Origin of the sequence: Methylobacterium terrae (assembly GCF_003173755.1) — a bacterium.
GTDB lineage: Bacteria > Pseudomonadota > Alphaproteobacteria > Rhizobiales > Beijerinckiaceae > Methylobacterium > Methylobacterium terrae.
Genome location: NZ_CP029553.1, coordinates 5,284,858 through 5,302,294 on the forward strand (window position 1 = coordinate 5,284,858; position 17,437 = coordinate 5,302,294).

At 68.0% G+C, this 17,437-nt stretch carries 14 protein-coding genes and 1 tRNA gene; 2 read left to right on the plus strand and 13 right to left on the minus strand.

The genetic code is table 11. The features are described from left to right. Positions 1–203: 203 nt before the first annotated feature. The 7 genes from DK419_RS24380 to DK419_RS24410 form a co-directional block, all read right to left on the minus strand. The gene (locus DK419_RS24380) at positions 204–2,159 is read right to left on the minus strand and encodes a DUF3732 domain-containing protein (protein ID WP_109961382.1); all 1,956 of its coding nucleotides are present in this window, start codon (positions 2,157–2,159) and stop codon (positions 204–206) included. Further along, positions 2,156–2,641, minus strand: a complete 486-nt coding sequence (locus tag DK419_RS24385) for a three component ABC system middle component (protein ID WP_109961383.1) — start codon at positions 2,639–2,641, stop codon at positions 2,156–2,158. The genes DK419_RS24380 and DK419_RS24385 overlap by 4 nt, the downstream gene beginning before the upstream one ends. Then, positions 2,638–3,828, minus strand: a complete 1,191-nt coding sequence (locus DK419_RS24390) for an ABC-three component system protein (protein WP_109961384.1) — start codon at positions 3,826–3,828, stop codon at positions 2,638–2,640. Before DK419_RS24390 ends, DK419_RS24385 begins: the two co-directional genes overlap by 4 nt. Before the next feature lie 522 nt (positions 3,829–4,350). Further along, positions 4,351–5,880, minus strand: coding sequence for a site-specific integrase (locus DK419_RS24395; protein ID WP_109961385.1), 1,530 nt, complete (start codon positions 5,878–5,880; stop codon positions 4,351–4,353). Between the two features lie 85 nt (positions 5,881–5,965). Next, positions 5,966–6,055, minus strand: a tRNA-Ser gene (locus DK419_RS24400). A gap of 112 nt (positions 6,056–6,167) precedes the next feature. Continuing rightward, positions 6,168–6,512 carry a hypothetical protein gene (locus DK419_RS24405; RefSeq protein ID WP_109961386.1) on the minus strand — a complete coding sequence of 115 codons (345 nt, stop codon included), beginning with the start codon at positions 6,510–6,512 and terminating at the stop codon, positions 6,168–6,170. A gap of 306 nt (positions 6,513–6,818) precedes the next feature. Further along, complete coding sequence (locus tag DK419_RS24410; RefSeq protein WP_109961387.1) at positions 6,819–7,349, minus strand: cupin domain-containing protein; 531 nt, start codon at positions 7,347–7,349, stop codon at positions 6,819–6,821. A gap of 585 nt (positions 7,350–7,934) precedes the next feature. Here DK419_RS24410 and DK419_RS24415 point away from each other — a divergent pair. Further along, entirely contained in the window at positions 7,935–8,132 is a 198-nt protein-coding gene (locus DK419_RS24415; protein ID WP_109961388.1) for a hypothetical protein, read from the plus strand. A gap of 87 nt (positions 8,133–8,219) precedes the next feature. Here the strand turns inward: DK419_RS24415 and DK419_RS24420 are convergent, their stop codons facing one another. Together DK419_RS24420 and DK419_RS24425 are read right to left on the minus strand one after the other, a co-directional pair. Further along, positions 8,220–9,854 (minus strand): ABC1 kinase family protein, encoded by a 1,635-nt coding sequence (locus DK419_RS24420; RefSeq protein ID WP_109961389.1) that lies wholly within the window; start codon positions 9,852–9,854, stop codon positions 8,220–8,222. Between the two features lie 424 nt (positions 9,855–10,278). After that, complete coding sequence (locus DK419_RS24425) at positions 10,279–11,577, minus strand: hypothetical protein (protein ID WP_109961390.1); 1,299 nt, start codon at positions 11,575–11,577, stop codon at positions 10,279–10,281. A 363-nt stretch (positions 11,578–11,940) separates the two neighbouring features. Here DK419_RS24425 and DK419_RS24430 point away from each other — a divergent pair, with 363 nt between their 5' ends. Next, positions 11,941–14,058, plus strand: a complete 2,118-nt coding sequence (locus tag DK419_RS24430) for a transglycosylase domain-containing protein (RefSeq protein WP_245442691.1) — start codon at positions 11,941–11,943, stop codon at positions 14,056–14,058. Between the two features lie 69 nt (positions 14,059–14,127). On the opposite strand, the gene DK419_RS24435 is transcribed toward DK419_RS24430, so the two are convergent. The 4 genes from DK419_RS24435 to DK419_RS24450 are packed head-to-tail and all read right to left on the minus strand — an operon-like array spanning position 14,128 to position 17,370. Continuing rightward, positions 14,128–14,847, minus strand: a complete 720-nt coding sequence (locus DK419_RS24435) for an ABC transporter ATP-binding protein (protein ID WP_109961392.1) — start codon at positions 14,845–14,847, stop codon at positions 14,128–14,130. Then, positions 14,844–15,638, minus strand: a complete 795-nt coding sequence (locus tag DK419_RS24440; RefSeq protein ID WP_109961393.1) for an ABC transporter ATP-binding protein — start codon at positions 15,636–15,638, stop codon at positions 14,844–14,846. The genes DK419_RS24435 and DK419_RS24440 overlap by 4 nt, the downstream gene beginning before the upstream one ends. Before the next feature lie 5 nt (positions 15,639–15,643). Further along, complete coding sequence (locus DK419_RS24445; protein ID WP_109961394.1) at positions 15,644–16,483, minus strand: branched-chain amino acid ABC transporter permease; 840 nt, start codon at positions 16,481–16,483, stop codon at positions 15,644–15,646. Positions 16,484–16,488: 5 nt separating this feature from the next. Beyond that, positions 16,489–17,370 (minus strand): branched-chain amino acid ABC transporter permease, encoded by an 882-nt coding sequence (locus tag DK419_RS24450; protein WP_109961395.1) that lies wholly within the window; start codon positions 17,368–17,370, stop codon positions 16,489–16,491. Positions 17,371–17,437: the final 67 nt, after the last annotated feature.

A 17,437-nucleotide genomic window follows, 5' to 3' on the forward strand; every position in this document is an offset into this window, starting at 1 on the left:
TGTGCCCACCCAATCCGCATCCATAACCCGCCGCAGGCTGCAAGAAAGTCCACTTTACGGCCCGGCCGCTCAAGTGACTAATTGGGACTGAAGTATAACTGAAGCCGCCATCCTTATAGCCTCGCAACAGTATGACTTCACAAATTCAACATGCTCACGCGAACTCGCGACCGCGCTGATCCGCCCGGTAAAAATATCTTTGCTTACACTTGATTTGCGGTAAGATTTGGCCAGCTGTCAGGCACTAGCGCCGGCGGCTTCGTCCATGGAGGCTCCACAAGTGATTTTTGAAACCAGTCGTCCCGCAGGTTAGCATGTTCCGAAACTATTAGCTGAAAGCCTGGTGTGTCTTTTGTAACGAAGCGCAACATTATAGCAAACAACCTGCGAACGGTCTCAAGATCGACGTCGCCCTGTTCGGTTTCGTCAACGGTGCCACCGACACTTTTATAGCTCGTCTCCGAAGGGAAGTAGACCTGCGTTGGCTGGTCGATCAACATGAAGCCTGGAACCGGAAGGCCATATCCGGACGTGAAGCGGTGGAAAGCTAGCAACGCCCCTAGATGATAGGCGAGATGGTTAGCGCCGCCGCCGCTTTTGTACATGTATACCGGACGCCCAGGCCGGTCGATCACAACTGTAAGCGATCGAAGATCCAACCTTGCCGGAAATTCGCCAAATTCGCCGCCGAGCTCACGAATGTAGCCTGACATGTGCTGCGCGATGTTGCTAAGGGCAGCTTGAAGTCGATCTTCGGAGTCATCTGCGCCGATTTGCTCCTCCAAGTCCTCGATCCGCCGTCGCAGACGTCGCTCCTCATTTTGAAGCTTCGTTAGCTCATGTTCGGGGATCAGATTTTCGAGAAAAAAACTGATGCGCCCCACGACATGTGCGGCCGCATTGTTCCGATTACCCATTTCCTCGAGGAATTCATTTGCAGAAATCGCCGATGCAAGTTCGACCTCCTTCGTGGCGATTAACCTAGTGACCTGTGAGGATTCCTCAATCTGCGATGCGAGGTATGAGTCGAGAACAGGCTGCTCGCCGGTGACCGCAGCCAGCTCCCGGTCCAATGACCGGAGCTCACCAAGGAGGGCATCAGCCACCGGACTCGCCATTCCGAGGTCCTTCTCGGCGAATGGCCACTGCCAATCGCCCGTCTCGGCATTTCGAGGAAGAGCCTTGATGGACGCAAGTCGGTCCTGCTGTTCCAGGACTTCGGACTGAAAACCCGTCGATTGTCTAGTGAAATGTTGCGCTGCTTTGATGCGGCCCTCTACCTCGCGACGCCGCTCCCTGAGCCTGACAATTTCTCGCTCGATTACGGACACCCGCCGCCCGTCATCCTCAGGAACAGGCGTAGGTCGCCACGACAGAGCTTGACGCAGCAAGGAGATCGTATCTTCATCAGCCGTCGCCGCGGATGGTAGGATGCCGACGGCTCTTGCTTCGGATAGAAGGCCAAAGGCTCGTGCCTCTGAGCCCGTCGCCGCTTCCCTCGCTTGCTGGACCAATTTGGCGTTGAGGCGGAGCTCGCGAAGGGCGGCGCGTAGCTGTGAGTCGAGCTGAAATTTGTCCTTCCCCGATACACCTAGCACGATAGGCATCGTATCTTTGATGGTCTGCGGCTGGTGGTCTTCATTCTGCCGATAGAATAGCTGGGTCTTACTCGCGACGAATTCTTGCTTCTGGAACAGATAATAGACAGTATGCTGAATTGTTGCCGCGAAGCTGACGCGACTCTGATCGATGGGCACGTCGGTGACGTTGTCCGGTATGCCCAGGAGTTTAGAAAGCAGAGCGACAACACCGTCGTCGTTGTCGTTCACAATCAACTCGTCCGGTTCTGGTGCCTCAACGACAGCTCCTCGTCGAACCATGGCGAGGCTGCAACTGGCCACACCTGGTCGAGGCGCAGGCTTGGCGACTAGCACCTCCTCACCGGTATAGTGGTAGATCACCGCGTACCAGGCAACACGATCCTGAATTGCCCCTTCAGGCACTAGGAAGGTCGATCGCCCCATACAATACTCGATGATCTCGGACAACGCCGACTTTCCAGTTGATGAGCGCCCTGTGATGATGTTCAGACCAGCATGGAACATGAGGTCGCGACGTCGCCCATCGCCACTGTAAAGGTGGATCGATTTGATCCTCATGGACGGACTCCCAACGTCGCATATATAGTGCTTCGATCGCCGATACGGGCGAACTCTTTGCCAAGGAAGGCGGCTGCCCTCTGGCACTCGATCGACTCCTCGGTACCCGTAAGCTTCTTGCGGACACCTTGAGTGATCCGGAGATGACCACTGTCATTCACTGCAAGCACGCCGGACTGCATCAAGAGGCCGAACCCCTCGAAAGTAAATGGTAGTATATCAGTGCAGCGTCTGGCCAGCCCGATCTGCAATTCCGGATGCTCGGCGATTATTTTAAGAAAATAGCTCCTATTATACGCTCTTAATACATCGCTTGTCTGTCGATGAAGACAGAGGGGCAGGACAAGGAGAGACAAGGAGAAGGGCATACCCTTGTCGTTGCTTTCTTGAAATGACGTAATAGCTCGCGAAAGCACTAGACCGCAGAAGGCGGGGTTGAAGAGATTGCGGATTTCAACCGGGCGCTCGTTCCAGGGCTTCAAGCGGTGACCTCTAACATGCTGGCGAGGCGTTGGAGGAACCTCGGATGCCAATGCACCCGCGGGCTTGGTTCAACGTTGGCGAGCATGTGGAACGTCCCTCTCACGACATAGAGCTCGGTGACGCGCTCTCTGATCCGTAAGTAACCTGTTTGCGTCTGTGCCCACTCGTACAGCTTCCGCCCGGCCAATTGACACAGCTCCTCGGCGCTCTCTTCGTCGAGCAGTTCACATGCGATCTCGCGAAATCTGTCCCATTCCTCTACAATACGGTCCTCGTAGTCTTCGATTTCGTTTGACACAAGAAGGCTCTCACGAGCCCAGTTCGATCGCTGCTGGAACGCACGATAGTAGTCGACAATAGCGTGACGGATTCGGCCCTCGGAGAGACCTAGCACGCGCAGCTGCTCTACGAAGGTTCTAGGGTCAGAAGCGGTGTCGATGGTCTCAGGCTTCTTTCCCCGAAAATCGATGGGTAAGTTGTCCGATTTATAGGCGTCGTTGATTGCGCTCAATTTATCGGAGACATCAGCGATGCGGATCGGGTCTCGTCCTCCACCGACGAGATGGTTCGTCACGACGTTCACCCACCACCCTTCGAGGCGCTCAAAAACAGCTTGGCGATTACGACGGTCCACCGCACGTAATCGCTGCTCGATCATTGCCGGAAGCTGATCGATGCGAGCCGTCTCCTGCACGATGGTGATACGGCCATAGAAATCGCGCCGCTGTGCTTCAGTTAGGACATCCAGTTCGACGGCGATTTTCGTAATTAGATCCGACTTGCTGAGGGTAAGGGTCTCGGCGGCCTTCTCAGCGCGAACCGCGTCGTCTTGGCCGTGACCGAGGAACAGGGCGAGGAACGAGTTGACTGGCACGCTCGCCGTGGTGACCAGGATGAAGCGTACGTCGGGGCCAGATCCATACCCGGAATCCGCGTAGAGCACGAGCCATATTCGAACCGACTTCCAGAAGTCCGCAGACAGATCCGTTAACCTGTCGCCTTCGGCCTTATGCTTCAGGGACGACGATGCGATAGACCCATCCGCCGACACATATTCAACATCATCGTTGCGCTCAATGAATAACTGGCCGCTATCTGGAAGGTCTAAAACCTTTAGAAGAGAGTAGCGATATTGGAAAAAATAGCCCAAGCCCTGAGGAGCAGCCGAGAACGGTGACGTGGACATCACGCTGCTCGATCGGAGGCTTTGACGTCAAGGGCGAGCAATGGAACATACCCTTTCGAAACGAACAACCAAACCACACATCGAGTGTATTCGATGATTGCAGCCGATGCCAGACCGATCATCGGCACTTCGCATCAATCGCTCTGACGAAACAGATCGCAATCGCCATGTCCCCGAAATCGGCATCCTTCGGTGCGATATGACGCCAAGTGGCTTGACCAAGGTGGGCGCGAAGCCGCGAGTCCGCTGTCTGGCTAACGCTTGAGACCCGCTGATGGCGGGACACCGACACCCGGTCTCCAGCTCGCTCACAGTTGTGTTCGAATACCTGCTGTTATCCAGGCGCAGCGGCTCATGAAACCTGAAATGGCATAGTTTCGTATGCCGCTTGTTTGGCTGTGCGGCACCCCCTGACGACGGTTTAGTCAAATGACGGCAGATAATATCATTGTAAAATTATACTACCGCTGCCTGTATACACTTGATGATCCTTGCGTATACATGTGTATCGCTGAAGCGCAGCTATAGATTGGGAATTTTTTCTATTTCTCTTTTCATTGCTTGAATGTCATACTCGCCATAACCATCACCGACAGAGCGATGCGCGTGTCCGGTGATGGCGTCGGTCACGTCACCGGCGAGACCGTGATTCCGAGCCAAAGTCTTGAAACGGTGCCGCCACGAGTGATTCGGGGCAAGGCGCTGATCGGTCAGGCCGAGCCCGCGCACCCATCGACCGAGGATCTTGGTGCCGTTGCCGCCGCGCTTGCCGAACTTGTCCGGTGGCAGATCAGGGAACAGCGGCCCAGCCTTCTGTCGGCGTACAAAGTCGAGGAAGCCAGCCATGATGAGCGCGGAGTGCAGGGGCACCGTCCGCTCCGAACCGATATTCTTCAGCGACCCAGCTTCGGCATCGAAGTGCATCACGGGGATCCCGTCGACCTCGCTGATATCCTGAACGCGCAGTTGACAAACCTCCGACAGCCGCGCACCGGAGTAGGCGCAGACGAGTGGCACCCATCGCTTAACCGGATCGCTCTCGGCAGCAGCCGCCTGCAAGATCTGGGCGGCCTCAGCGTCCTTAAAGCCGCGCTTGCCCTGTCCCGGCTTCTGTTTGACGCTGATCGTGATTCGTTCGGCAGCGTTCTCAGTGAGTCGGCGGTTGTCGACGCCCCACCGCAGGATCGCCCGAACGGGCGCCAAACGACTCTCGCGGATGGTTTTTGCGGCAAGGCCGGACGCGACGAGGCTGTTCTTCCAAGCGATCAGATCCTCGCTCGTGACCCGGGCTGCGTCGCGATGTCCGAGGAACTCGGCAAGCTGCACTATGACGCGCTTCCAATCGTAAAGCGTCTTCTCGGCCGGCTTGCGCTCTGCGGCCCAGCCTTTCACGAGCTCATCGAACTCGACCTTCGACGGCGAGGCCTTGGTGATCGGCACAGAAGCTGCAAAGCGGGGTCGCACAAGCGGTGCTTCGTCACCCACATCGCCAAGCGCGAATCGCTCCAGAGTCAGGCTGGCGCGCTGGAGTGACGCCCCGACCGCCTTGGCGAGGGTGCGGCGACCGTCCTTGTCGACGACCAAGCCCTTCGCTTCGATGAGTTGATCGGCCTGCTCGAAGCAGAGCACCTCCATCCCGTCCTCACCGCGGTCGGCGTACTCGCCGTGGAGCACCTGATGGATCAGGTCCGGCCGACCCCACAGGCCGGCCCTCCTGTTCCGCCACAGGCGCTCGAAGAGATCGGTCCGCCACGGGTTGCGGCTCGGATTGTCGCGGTGGAGGGCCACCCAGTCGTCGCAAACAGGGGAGGCGAGTTCGTGGGCCTCTCGCTCGCTTAACGCCTTCGGGCCGGCCTCAAGCGCGGCCAGCCATTCCTCGATTTCGCGGATCGCCTCGGGGTGCAGCCGGCGGGCTTCGTCGGGGTCCTTCGTCCCGAGGCTGACCATCACGGTCCACTTGCCGACCAGCGGGCGCAGGTGGGCCGGCACGCCCTTGCGAGCGTAGTAGACGCCGTTGTGGTGCTTCCAGGGACGGGCCATCGGCAGGGGCATTTGTACCACCCGTTTGTACCAAGCGGGCCGTACGAAACCGTTGCGGGACAGCAACTTACCGGAATGATTGAGCTTTTAGCAAGCCTGGCGGAGAGGGAGGGATTCGAACCCCCGATGGACTTGCGCCCATGCCGCATTTCGAGTGCGGTGCATTCAACCGCTCTGCCACCTCTCCGCGGCGCGCCGTCGCCAGCGCAGGCGGGGCTTTAGCACGGGCTCTCGCGAAACCACAAGCGGGGTCCGACGAGAAATCGCACCGCCCTGCGCGGGTCGTCGGTCGCGGGGCGTCACGCGACGGAGCGGCTGCCCGCGAGGCTGATGCGGCGCGGGCCGGCGTGGCGGGCCTCCGGCGCCCGCGGCGCGGCGCGGGACTGGGCGTACAGGACCGCTCCGGCGGTTCCGGCCACCCGCACCAGGTCGGTCTCGGTGCAGGCCGAGGCGACGCGCAGGCCGAGCGCGTGGAGGTGGCTCTTGCCATAGAGGTAGGTCGCCAGGCGGGCACGGGTGGCCGACGGGATGTCGGAGAGGACGGTCTCCACCATCTCGGCGTCGCCGCGGTAGAGCGTGCCGAGCACGTCGAGGGAGACGGGGCAGTCGTCGGGGGAGGGCGAGCGGGCCTGCGGCGCGGGCATGAGGGTCCTCGAAGGGTCTGGATTGCCCCGAGGGTCGCGCGGCGTGCTTAACAACAGATTAAGCGCAGGCAGGAAATCGCCGGGATCCAAGTCGTCCCGAGACCTGATGCGTCCGGGCCACTGTCCTGCGCCGCGCCGAATCCGGGGCGGCCCCGGCGGTTCCACCGCGGGCGCAATGAAACGGACGGGAGAGCGGGGTGAAACCTGCGACATCGCCCCGCGGGAGACTGCGGGCTGCTCGAAACCGCCCGCAGGGAACCCCGAATACTCTCCCGCGTTGTCACGCCCCGCATTCGTCGGGCGCGGTCACGGATGCTTGTGGATCGGGTCGACCCAGTAGACCGCCTCGGGCCGCTCGACGGGCTCGATATCGGTGATGTTGACCACCACCGCCTCGTTGTCGGAGCGCACCAGCACGCATTCCAGCGCCTCGTCCGGCGAAGCGTTGATCTCCTGGTGCGGCACGAAGGGAGGAACGTAGATGAAGTCGCCCGGACCCGCCTCGGCGACGAATTCCAGTCGCTCGCCCCAGCGCATCCGGGCGCGGCCGCGCACCACGTAGATCACGCTCTCGAGCGCCCCGTGATGGTGCACGCCGGTCTTGGCGTCGGGCTCGATCGCCACGGTGCCGGCCCAGATCTTCTGCGCCCCGACCCGGGCGTGGTTGATCGCCGCTTGGCGGAACATGCCGGGGGTCTGCGCGGTATTCGGATCGAGCTTGTCGCCGGTGATCACCCGGACGCCGTCGTGCTTCCAGCGCGGCGCGTCGTGGGAGTGGTCGTGGGCGTCAGGGTCGTGATCGTGGGGATGGGCGTGGTCGTGCGGCTCGTCCGGCATCGGCACTCTCCGGGTAGGATCCAGGCCCGCATCCTGCGCCACGGCGTGCGCGTGCGCCAGACCGATCACGACCGATCCGTTTGTTTTATCGAACGCTTTGCGATCGCGCCCGAGCCGTCAGCGCCGAACCGAACCGCGAAGCATGCTTTCTCCTCCGGTCAAGCTCGAGACGGGAAGCTTCTTGTCTTTCAAACTGTTCTATAAAAAGAACATTCTCGTTGACAGTCGGGCGCGGTCGGCCGATGTTGCTCCGGCATCCGGGGCCGGTCGACGGCCTCGACGCCGCGGAGACTTGAGGCTGATTGCGCCGCGAGACCAAACGCCAAAGCACCCCGGCGCCCGCGCGGCGCCGATGGCCCACCCGGAGACACGGAGACTGACAGCGATGCTGCGTTGCCGCATGCCCTGCGCCGGCTGCCCCGTCCCGGCCGCCATCCGTCGCGCGCCCTGTCGCCGCGGCGGCCGCCGCGCCTGACGCGCGCCGTCCGCCCGGGCCGCAGAGACCGGCCCGACTTTTGCTAGCCCATTCCATGACGTGATCGTCGCGTCGCCCCGTGCGGCGACAGCGACCGGAGACATTCGCCCATGCAGCCCGCCCGCATCGTCGAGGTCGGCGAGACCTCCGCCGGCATCGTCGTTCCCGAGACCGACGGCTTCCGCTTCTTCTCCGCCCACCCGGACTTCCACACCCTGGAGGGCCAGGTGTTCCGCAGCCCGCGCCACGCGACCCGGGCGGCGCAGGACCTGCACGCCCGCCGCCGCGGCCGCCGCCTCGCCTCCTGAGCGCAGGAAGCGATCGCACCGCCGCAGATCGCACGAGAGATCGACAGGGCAGGGGCCGTCCCGGTGCGGGGCGGCCCCTTTCTCGTCTCAGCGGTTGCGGGCCAGCAGCAGGATCCAGCCGATCCCGATCGTGAGCACCAGGATGCCGATCGTGGCGAAGGCCGGGGTGCCGTGCTCCATCAGCCGCGGCGCGAGCTGGGTCGCGAAGGCCGCGACCACGAGGCCGACCGCGACCCGGGCCGCCGCGCGCTCGATGCCGCGGGTCAGCTTGTCCATGCCCTTGAGCTCGATCTCCACCGTGACCCGGCCCTGCTTGAGGCGCACCAGCATCAGGTGGATCAGCGTCGGCAGCTCCGAGGCGGCGCCGTAGAGGCCGGTCGCCAGGCCCTGGAACCGGCCCTTCAGGTCCTTGACCGAGAACTGCGCCCGCATGTGGCGGCTGACCGTCGGGCCGGCGGCCGCGAACAGGTCGAAGGCCGGGTCGAGCTGGCGCATCACGCCGTCGGCCGTGACGAGGCCCTTGAACAGGATCGCGAGGTCGGTCGGCATCGCGAGGTCGTTCTCGCGCGCCATGGTCATGAAGTCGGTGAGCACGAGGCCGAGGTTGAGCGTCGCGCCGTTGTGGCGGGTGACGAAGGCCTGCGAGGCGGCCTCGAGCCGGGTCAGGTCCGGGTTGCTGGACCCCGTCCAGTCCAGCAGCACCGCCATCAGCCCGTCGGCATCCTCCTGCAGCATCGCGCCGATCAGCATCAGGAGCTGCGAGCGGCGGCGCTGCGACAGCCGCCCGACGATGCCGAAATCGATGAACGCGATCCGGTTGCCGGGCATCGCCAGCAGGTTGCCCGGATGGGGATCGGCGTGGAACAGGCCCTCGATCATCGCCATCTGCAGGAAGGCGTCGACGCCGCGCTGGGCCAGCACCTTGCGGTCGAGCCCGGCCTCCTCGAGGCGCTTGGTGTCCGTCGGCGGGATGCCGTGGATGAATTCCTGCACCAGGACCCGCTCGGAGGTGTATTCCCAGTAGACCTTCGGGAAGACGACGTCGTCGCGGTCGGGGAACAGGGCCGCCAGCATCTCGCAGTTGCGGCCCTCGTTGGCGAGGTCGAGCTCTTCGCGCAGGCCGTTGGCGATGTGGCGCATCTGCTCGGTCGGCCGGTAGCGGGCCATCTCGGGCCACTCGGTCTCGACGATGCGCGAAGCGTGCGACAGGAGCCGCAGGTCCGCCTCGATGACCTTCTGGAGCCCGGGGCGCCGGACCTTGACGATCACCTCCTCGCCGGTCTCGAGCCGGGCGCGGTAGACCTGGGCGATCGAGGCCGAGGCGATCGGGTTGGTGTCGAACTCCGAGAAGATCTCGGCGGGCGGCGCGCCGAGATCGGCCTCGAGCTGCGGCCGGATCACGTCCCAGGGCAGCGGCGCGACCTTGTCGTGCAGCTTGCCGAGTTCCTCCGTCCATTGCGGCGCCAGGAGATCGGCGCGGCTCGCCAGCACCTGCCCGAGCTTGATGAAGGTCGGCCCCAGGGCCTCGATCGCCCGGCGCAGGCGCTCGGGCTGCGACAGGCGCGCGAGGTCGACGGCCGGCGCGCTGCGCCAGGCGAGCCGCGGGATCGCCCGCAGGCCGAGGCGGTCGACGACCTTGTTGACCCCGAAGCCGATCAGGATGCCGGCGATTTCCTGGAGGCGCTGGCGGTCCCGCGCCGCGACGATGGCGGTTTTCAGCATCTGCGCGTCGAATCTGCTCGGCTGGCGTGGGTGGGGGCGCCGGCCGGGCCGGGCCGGTCGGGCAGGGCGGCGTGAGCGAGGGCGGCTCGTGCGAAGGCGGTTTGGGCGAAGGGCTCGCCCGCACCGACGATCGGGATCGGCGCACGCATCGGCATCCTGGTCCTCCCGGGGCAAGTCCATCATCCGCGGCGCGCCCCCCGCCTCATGCGGCGCCAACCGGGCGGGAAAGGGGCGGCCGGCGAGGGCCTACGGCGGTAGCGCATGACCCGGATCAGCACAATCGCATCGGGAGGCGGGCGCTCCATTGCCGCAACCCGGGCCCGAGGGTACGGCCCAAGGAGTCGCCCACGTGCGAGAAGGCCGGCCCCGGATGTCCCCGGGGCCGGCCTCGTGTCTGTGCCGATCGTTTTGGGCGCGGGCCGGATTACATCCGGCCGCCGGCACCGCCCTGGCCGGCCTTGGCGCCACCGGTCTCGCCGCCCGGACGCGCGCCGCGCTGGGTGCTGCCGGTGGTCTCGGGGCCGGTGCCGCGGCCGCCCATCTGGCGGTCGTTGGCCTGACGCTCGTTCGCGCCGCCGCTCGTGCCGCGCTCGCCCGCGTCGCGGCCGGGCTGGCTGCCCGCCGCCTGCTCGGGCCGGGCGCCCTTGCCCTTGTCCATCTGGCGCTCGCCCATCTCGCGACGGTCCCTGCCGTCGGTCTTCATCTCGCCGCGGGACATGTCGCGGTTGCGCTCGCGATCCGCGGCGCCGTCGCGGCGCGACTCGCTCCGGCTCAGGCGGTCCTCGCGGCGCTCGCTGCCGCGCACGTCCTCACGGCCGCGGACGCTGCCGGTGACGCTGCTGCGCTCGCTGACCGACAGGCGGCGGTACTCGGGCGACCCGATGAGGACGCGCCGGCCCGAGATCGTCACGTAGCGGTCGGACCCGCCGCGCTCGGAGACGATCAGGCGACGGTATTCCGGCGAGCCGTAGATCACCCGCTGGCCGCGCACCACGACGGTGCGGCGCGGGCCGCTGCGCTCGCGGATCACCAGCCGGCGATACTCGGGCGAGCCGACCCGCACCCGGCGGCCCTGGATCTCGACGTACTCGACCCGGCCGGGGCGGGCGCGCTGCTCGCGCTGCTCGACGACGACGAGCCGGCGGTACTCGGGCGAGCCGTAGAGCACGCGCCGGCCCGAGATCGTCACGTAGCGCCGGCCGCCGACGGTCGTGACCCGGTCCTCGCGAGCCTCGCTGCGGAGGCCCGCCCGGCCTTCGCGGCGCTCGGCTCGCTCGTCGCGACGGTCGATCCGGCGATCGGCGTCGCGACGCTCGTCCATCGCCCGGCGGCCGTCGCGGCCCTCGGCCCGGTCGCGCATCCCGTCCTTGCGGTCCGCCATGTCCTTGCGGTCGGACGGGTCCTTACGGTCGGCCGTGTCCTTCCCGGACATGTCCTTGCGGTCGGCGCCGCGCTCCATGCCGGCAGCCTGCCCGTCACCCTTGCCGGCATCCTGTCGGGCCTGCTCGCCGCGCATCCCCGCCTGGCCGTCGGCCTTGCCCATCGCGCCATTGCCCATTTCGCCGCGGGCCTGCGACCCGGCCGCCGCGCCCGCCTTCGGGCCGGACTGGCTCGTCTCGCCGCCCCGGCCCGGCGCCCCACCCGCGCCCGGGCTCCCGGCCGTCTGAGCGTAAACCGAAGTGCTGAGGAGCAGCGCGGCCAGTCCAACTGTCAGTCTGTTCATGTTCGTCTGCCTCCCTGCGCGCCGGCACTTGGTAGGTCGGCGCCTCGAAGATGCTTCAAAACGCCGACTTCACAATATCGTTCCGGATTATGCGATCATCGGTGGGGGTTAGCATGTTAGATAATTGCCAAGCTTTCCGGCGACGACTTGACCCGACGGCCCGAGACGCCACCGAGACATGGTGCGGACTTCACTCGCCTGCGCGCTCTCGCGTGTGCGGGCGATCCCGCCGGAACTGTTTCCGTTGGGCCAACGTTCCAGGTGACCGTAGCCGTTCGCGCGGCCCGGGCCGTCCTCGCGCCGGCCGTCGGGGCGCGTCGGCGTCGAGGCCGGAGGTGATCGCGCAGGATGGTGGCGGAGCCGATGACGACGCAGCCCGGGAGGGACTGGCTCGACCTCGCCAGCCCGGCGGCGAAGCCCCGACGATCCGAGGCGCCGAGACCCGAGACGCCGGGAATCGAAGGAGCCGGGTCCCACCGGGCGATGTCCGGGACCGGGCCCGCCCCCTCACGCGTCTCCGCCGGGCGGCGCCGTATCTCCGAGGGCGTCGCGCAGGCGCGTTCCGTCGCGGCGCGGGCCGGCAGCGCTGCCGCCGGGCACCTCCAGCCGGTTCTGTCGGCCGCCGCGATGCCGCTGCGCCGGGTCGCTCCCGCCTGGCGGGGCGTGACGGATCGCGTCGGTTCCCACCCCCTCGCGTCCCGTGCCGCCGGTGCGGTGCGGCGGGCCGGGGCGGTGCCCTGGGGCCGCGCCCTCCTGGTCGGGAGCCTGGGACTGCTCGGCCTCGCCGCCCTGTTCCTCGCCTGGTGCGCCGCGACGCTGCCCCCGCTCGCCGGGCCACCCCACCCGGGCCGCACCCTCACGGTGCAGGCGCAGGACGGTACGCCGATCGCGCGCCGCGGCGTCGCGCAGGGGCGGGCGCTTCCCGTGGGAGCCGTCGCCCCGGTGATGCGCCGGGCCTTCCTGGCCGCGCAGGACCCGTGGTTCGAGGACCACTACCGGCTCGATGGGGCGGGCATCGCCGCGGTGATCAATCAAGCGTTCCGCGACACGATCAGCGACGGACCGCGGGCCGGCAGCCCGCGCCTGACCCAGCGCCTCGTCCGCCGCGACCTGATCGGGGCCGCGCCCGGGGCGCCGCGCAGCCTCGCCGACCGGGTGCGCGAGGCGATGCTGGTGCTGTGGCTCTCCGCCCGCGAGGACCGCCCGCGGATCCTCGGCCGGGCGCTGGACCTCGCCCGCTTCGGCCCCGGCCTCACGGGGATCGACGCCGCGGCCCGGTCCCTGTTCGGCAAGGAGGCCTCCGCCCTCGTGCCGGCCGAGGCCGCCTACCTCGCCGGGCTGTCCCTGGCGCCCGACCTCCAGCCCGACCGCGACGTGACGCGGATCCGGGCCCTCGGCCGCGACGTCCTCGACGGCATGGTGATGCGCGGCGACCTCTCCGCCGCCGGGGCCGCGGAAGCGGGGCTGGCGCTCGACGGCCTCAGCCCCGTCGGGACCAATCCGGTGACCCGCAGCGGCGTCCCGGACCTCGTCCTCGCCGAGGCCGCCGCCCGCCTCGGCCCCGAGCCGCCGCGCGAGGCGGTTCTGCGCACCACGCTCGACCGCGGCCTGCAGACCATGGCCGAGAAGGCGGTGGAGCGCCGCCTCGACGCCGCCGGGCGCGGCGCCCGGGCCGGCCTCCTCATCCTCGGGCCCGACGGCGCCGTGCAGGCGGTGGTCGCCGGCGGCAGCCCCCTCGCCGACACGCCGGAGGCTCGCCGCGCGGCGGCGGCCAGCCTGCGCCATCTCGGGCGCGACGGCCGCCCGGTCTACGACCGGCTCGTCGCCGGGCCGATGCCGGCGGCCGATCGGCGGACCGCCCTCCTCACGCTGCTCGCCGGCCTCGCCCGCCCGCCGGAGGGGAGCGACGATGCGGGGAGCCGGGACGGGCTGTTCGTCGGCACCGCCGACGACCTCCTGATCGGCACCTACCTGTCGGGCGCCTCGGTCGAGAACGGCGCCGGCGACGGCCCGGAGGCCCTGTTCCAGGACGTCGCGGCGCAGATCGCCAAGGCCCGCCCGGCGCCCCCGGTCGCGGAGCCCCGCGAGGCGGCGCGCGAGACCGGCGGCACGCCCCGCGGCGCGAGCCGCCCGGCCTGGCAGAACCCGGGCGAGCGCCCGTCCCCGGCCCCGACCTTGCGCGGCGTGCCGCGGGTGATCGATACCGGGCGGCTGCGCCTCGACGGCCAGGCGGTGCGGCTCGCCGGCGTCGAGGGCCAGGGCGGCACCTACGCCCGCGAGTTCCGCCAGTACCTGCGCCGGCGCGAGGTGACGTGCCAGCCGGCGGGGGCGGCGGACCTCTACCGCTGCCGGGCCGGAGAGCAGGACCTGTCCGAGGTGGTGCTGTTCAACGGCGCCGGCCGCGCCGCGCCGGGCGCGTCGCCGGACTTGCAGGCGGCGGAGGCGAATGCCCGGGCGCGCAAGGCGGGGGTGTGGCAGTGAGGGACGGGAGGCGGCGCCCGCCTGCCGGCATGCCGATCGGCACGTCGGATTCGCACGGAACCCGGCCCCTCACACCCCCAGATACGCCGCCGTCACCTCCGGGTTGCGGGCGATCTCGGCCGCCTGGCCCTGAAGGCGGATGCGGCCGGTCTCGAGCACGTAGGCGTAGTCGGCGATGGCGAGCGCCGCACTCGCATTCTGCTCGACGAGCAGGATCGTGCGCCCCTCCGCCCGCAAGGACGCGATGATCGAGAAGATCTCGTCGACGATGAGGGGGGCGAGGCCCATCGAGGGCTCGTCGAGGAGCAGGAGCACCGGCTCGGCCATGAGCGCGCGGCCCATCGCCAGCATCTGCTGCTCGCCGCCCGAGAGGTAGCCCGCCTGCTGGCGCAGCCGCTCGGCGAGCCGGGGAAAGCGCGCCTCGACCGCCTCCTGCCGCCGCGCGGCCTCGGGGCCCGGGACGTGGTAGGCGCCGAGCCGCAGGTTCTCCGCCACCGTCATGTTGGCGAAGACCTGGCGGCCCTCCGGCACCTGGACGATGCCGCGTCGGGCGATGCGGTGGGCCGCCTCGCCGGCGATGTCGACGGGCGCCTCGTCGCCGTACATCACCCGGCCGGCCCGGGGCTTCATCAGGCCCGACAGGCTGCGCAGGATCGTGGTCTTGCCGGCGCCGTTCGAGCCGATCAGCGAGACGATGCTGCCGCGCCGCACCGTCAGGCCGATGCCGTGGACCACGTCGGCCCGGCCGTAGCCGAGGCGCAGGCCCTCGACCGCCAGAAGCTCGCTCACGACACCGCTCCCCGGCTCGCGGCGACCTCGTGGCTGCCGGTGCCCAGATAGGCCTCGATCACCGCCGGGTGGGCACGCACCTCCGCGGGCGTGCCGTCGGCGATCCGGCGGCCGAAGTTCAGGACCGTCAGGCGGTCGCACAGGCTCATCACCAGGGGCATGTCGTGCTCGACGAGCAGCAGGGTCAGGCCGCGCTCGTCGCGCAGGCGGCGCAGGAGGCCCAGGAGGGCGTGGGTCTCGGCCGGGTTCATGCCGGCGGCGGGCTCGTCGAGGAGCACGAGGCGCGGCTCGCAGGCGAGCGCCCGGGCGATCTCGAGCCGGCGCTGGTCGCCGTAGGGCAGGTCGCCGGCGCGGGAATCGGCCGCCTCGGACAACCCGACGAAGGCGAGGAGATCGCGCGCCTTGGCCTTGGCCTGCCGCTCCTCGGCGCGAAAGGCCGGACCGCGCAGCAGGATGCCCCAGGTCGCGGACAGCCGCGTGTGAAGGCCGGTCATCACGTTCTCGAGCACCGTCATCTCGGAGAAGATGCGGATGTTCTGGAACGTGCGGGCCAGTCCCAGCGCCGTGCGCCGGTAGGGCGCCAGCCCGTCGAGCGGCTGGTCGCCGAGGCGCACGCTGCCGGCGCTGGGCGCCAGCACGCCGGAGACGAGGTTGAACAGGGTGGTCTTCCCGGCGCCGTTCGGGCCGATCAGGCCGTGCACGGTGCCGGGCTGGACGGTGAAATCGACGGAATCGACGGCGACGAGGCCCTGGAAGCGGCGGGTCAGGCCTTGGACGGTCAGGAGTGCCATCGGCGTCAGCCCGTCCGCGCGATGCGCCAGGGCAGGATGCCCCGCGGCATGAAGAGGACGGCGAGCACGATGATCAGGCCGTTCACCATCAGGCGGAAGTCGGCGAGCGGGCGCAGGACCTCCGGCAGCAGGGTCAGGATGGTCGAGCCGAGCACCGGCGCCAGCGGCGAGCCGATGCCGCCGAGGAGCGCGTAGCTCAGGATCGTCACCGCGGCCTCGAACCCGTACTCGTTCGGGCCGATGAACGAGGAGACGTGGGCCGAGAGGCAGCCCGCCACCCCGGCCATCGCCGAAGAGACGACGAGCGCGACGAGCCGGTAGCGCGGCAGGTTCACCCCCATCACGCCGGCCGCCGCCTCGTCCTCGCGCATCGCCTCCATGGCGCGGCCGACGCGGGAGCGCGCCACCAGCGTCAGGCCGACGAGCAGCACCGCGAGCGTGCCGTAGATCGCCGCGACGCCGCCGCGCTCCGGGATGCTCGACAGGCCGAGCGCCCCGCCGGCATAGTCCCAGTTGAGGAACACGATGCGGGTGATCTCGCCGAGCCCGATCGTCGCGATGGCGAGGTAGACGCCGGTGAGCCGCAGCGTCGGCCCGCCGACGACGAGGGCGAGCAGCGCCGGCACCAGGGCGGCGGCGACCATCGACACGCCGAAGGGCACGCCGAACTTCACCGTGAGGAGCGCGCCCGTATAGGCACCGACGCCCATGAAGGCGGCTTGGCCGAGAGAGAGCTGGCCCACCGCCAGCACCACGTAGACCGAGAGGGCCAGGATGCCGTTCACCCCGATCGCGTGGATCAGGCTCTGGTAGGTCCAGTAGAAGTCGTCGAGGGCTTCCCACATGACGGTCAGGCCCGCTTGGCGGCGGCGCGGCCGAACAGGCCGAGGGGGCGGAACCACAGGGTGGCGACGAGGAGCGCGAAGGCGATCATGTCCTTGAGGGTCGAGGAGAGGTAGGCGGCGGTGAGCACCTCGGCGAGGCCGAGGATGAGGCCGGCCAGCAGCGCGCCGCGCAGGTCGCCGAGCCCGCCCACGATGATGACCGCGAAGCCGCGCAGCATCATGTGCTCGCCCATGAAGGGCTGGATGGCGTTGAAGTTGAGCCCGACGAGCACGCCCGCCGCGCCCCCGATGGCGCCCGACAGGAACGACACCACCCGCAGCATCAGGGCGCCGTTGATGCCCATGAGGGAGGCGGCGTCCGGGTTCTCGGCCACCGCCCGGATGGCGAGGCCGATCCGCGAGCCGCGCACCAGCGCGAGCAGCGCCAGCATCAGCACGATCGCCGCGCCGAGGATCAGGAGCTGGGTCGTGCCGACCCGCACGTCGCCGAGGCTGTAGGCGCCGCCGGAGAACACCGCCGCCGGGAAGCGCCGGATCTCGGTGCCGAGCGCCGCCGCCATGCCGGCATAGAGGAACAGCGTGGCCCCCAGCGTCACCATCAGCGACGAGAGCTCGGGCGCCTTCGCCTTGCGCAGGCGGGTGAGGAGCAGCGTGTCGAGGACGACCGCGATCAGGCCCGCGATCAGCGCGCCGACGGGCAGCGCCGCCCAGATCGGCAGGTCCAGCCCTTGCGTGCTCCAGAGCGCCGCGAAGGCGCCGAGCGCGAAGTAGACCCCGTAGGTCAGGTTGATGACGCCCATCACCCCGAACATCAGCGTGAAGCCGATGGCGAAGAGGGCGTAGGTCGCGCCGAGCACGACGCCGTTGACGAGCTGCTGCTCAAGCATGGGTGAGGGCTTGGAACTTCGATGGGCGTCCGACGCCCGCTGCGGCCCGGCCTTCAGGGCCGAACAG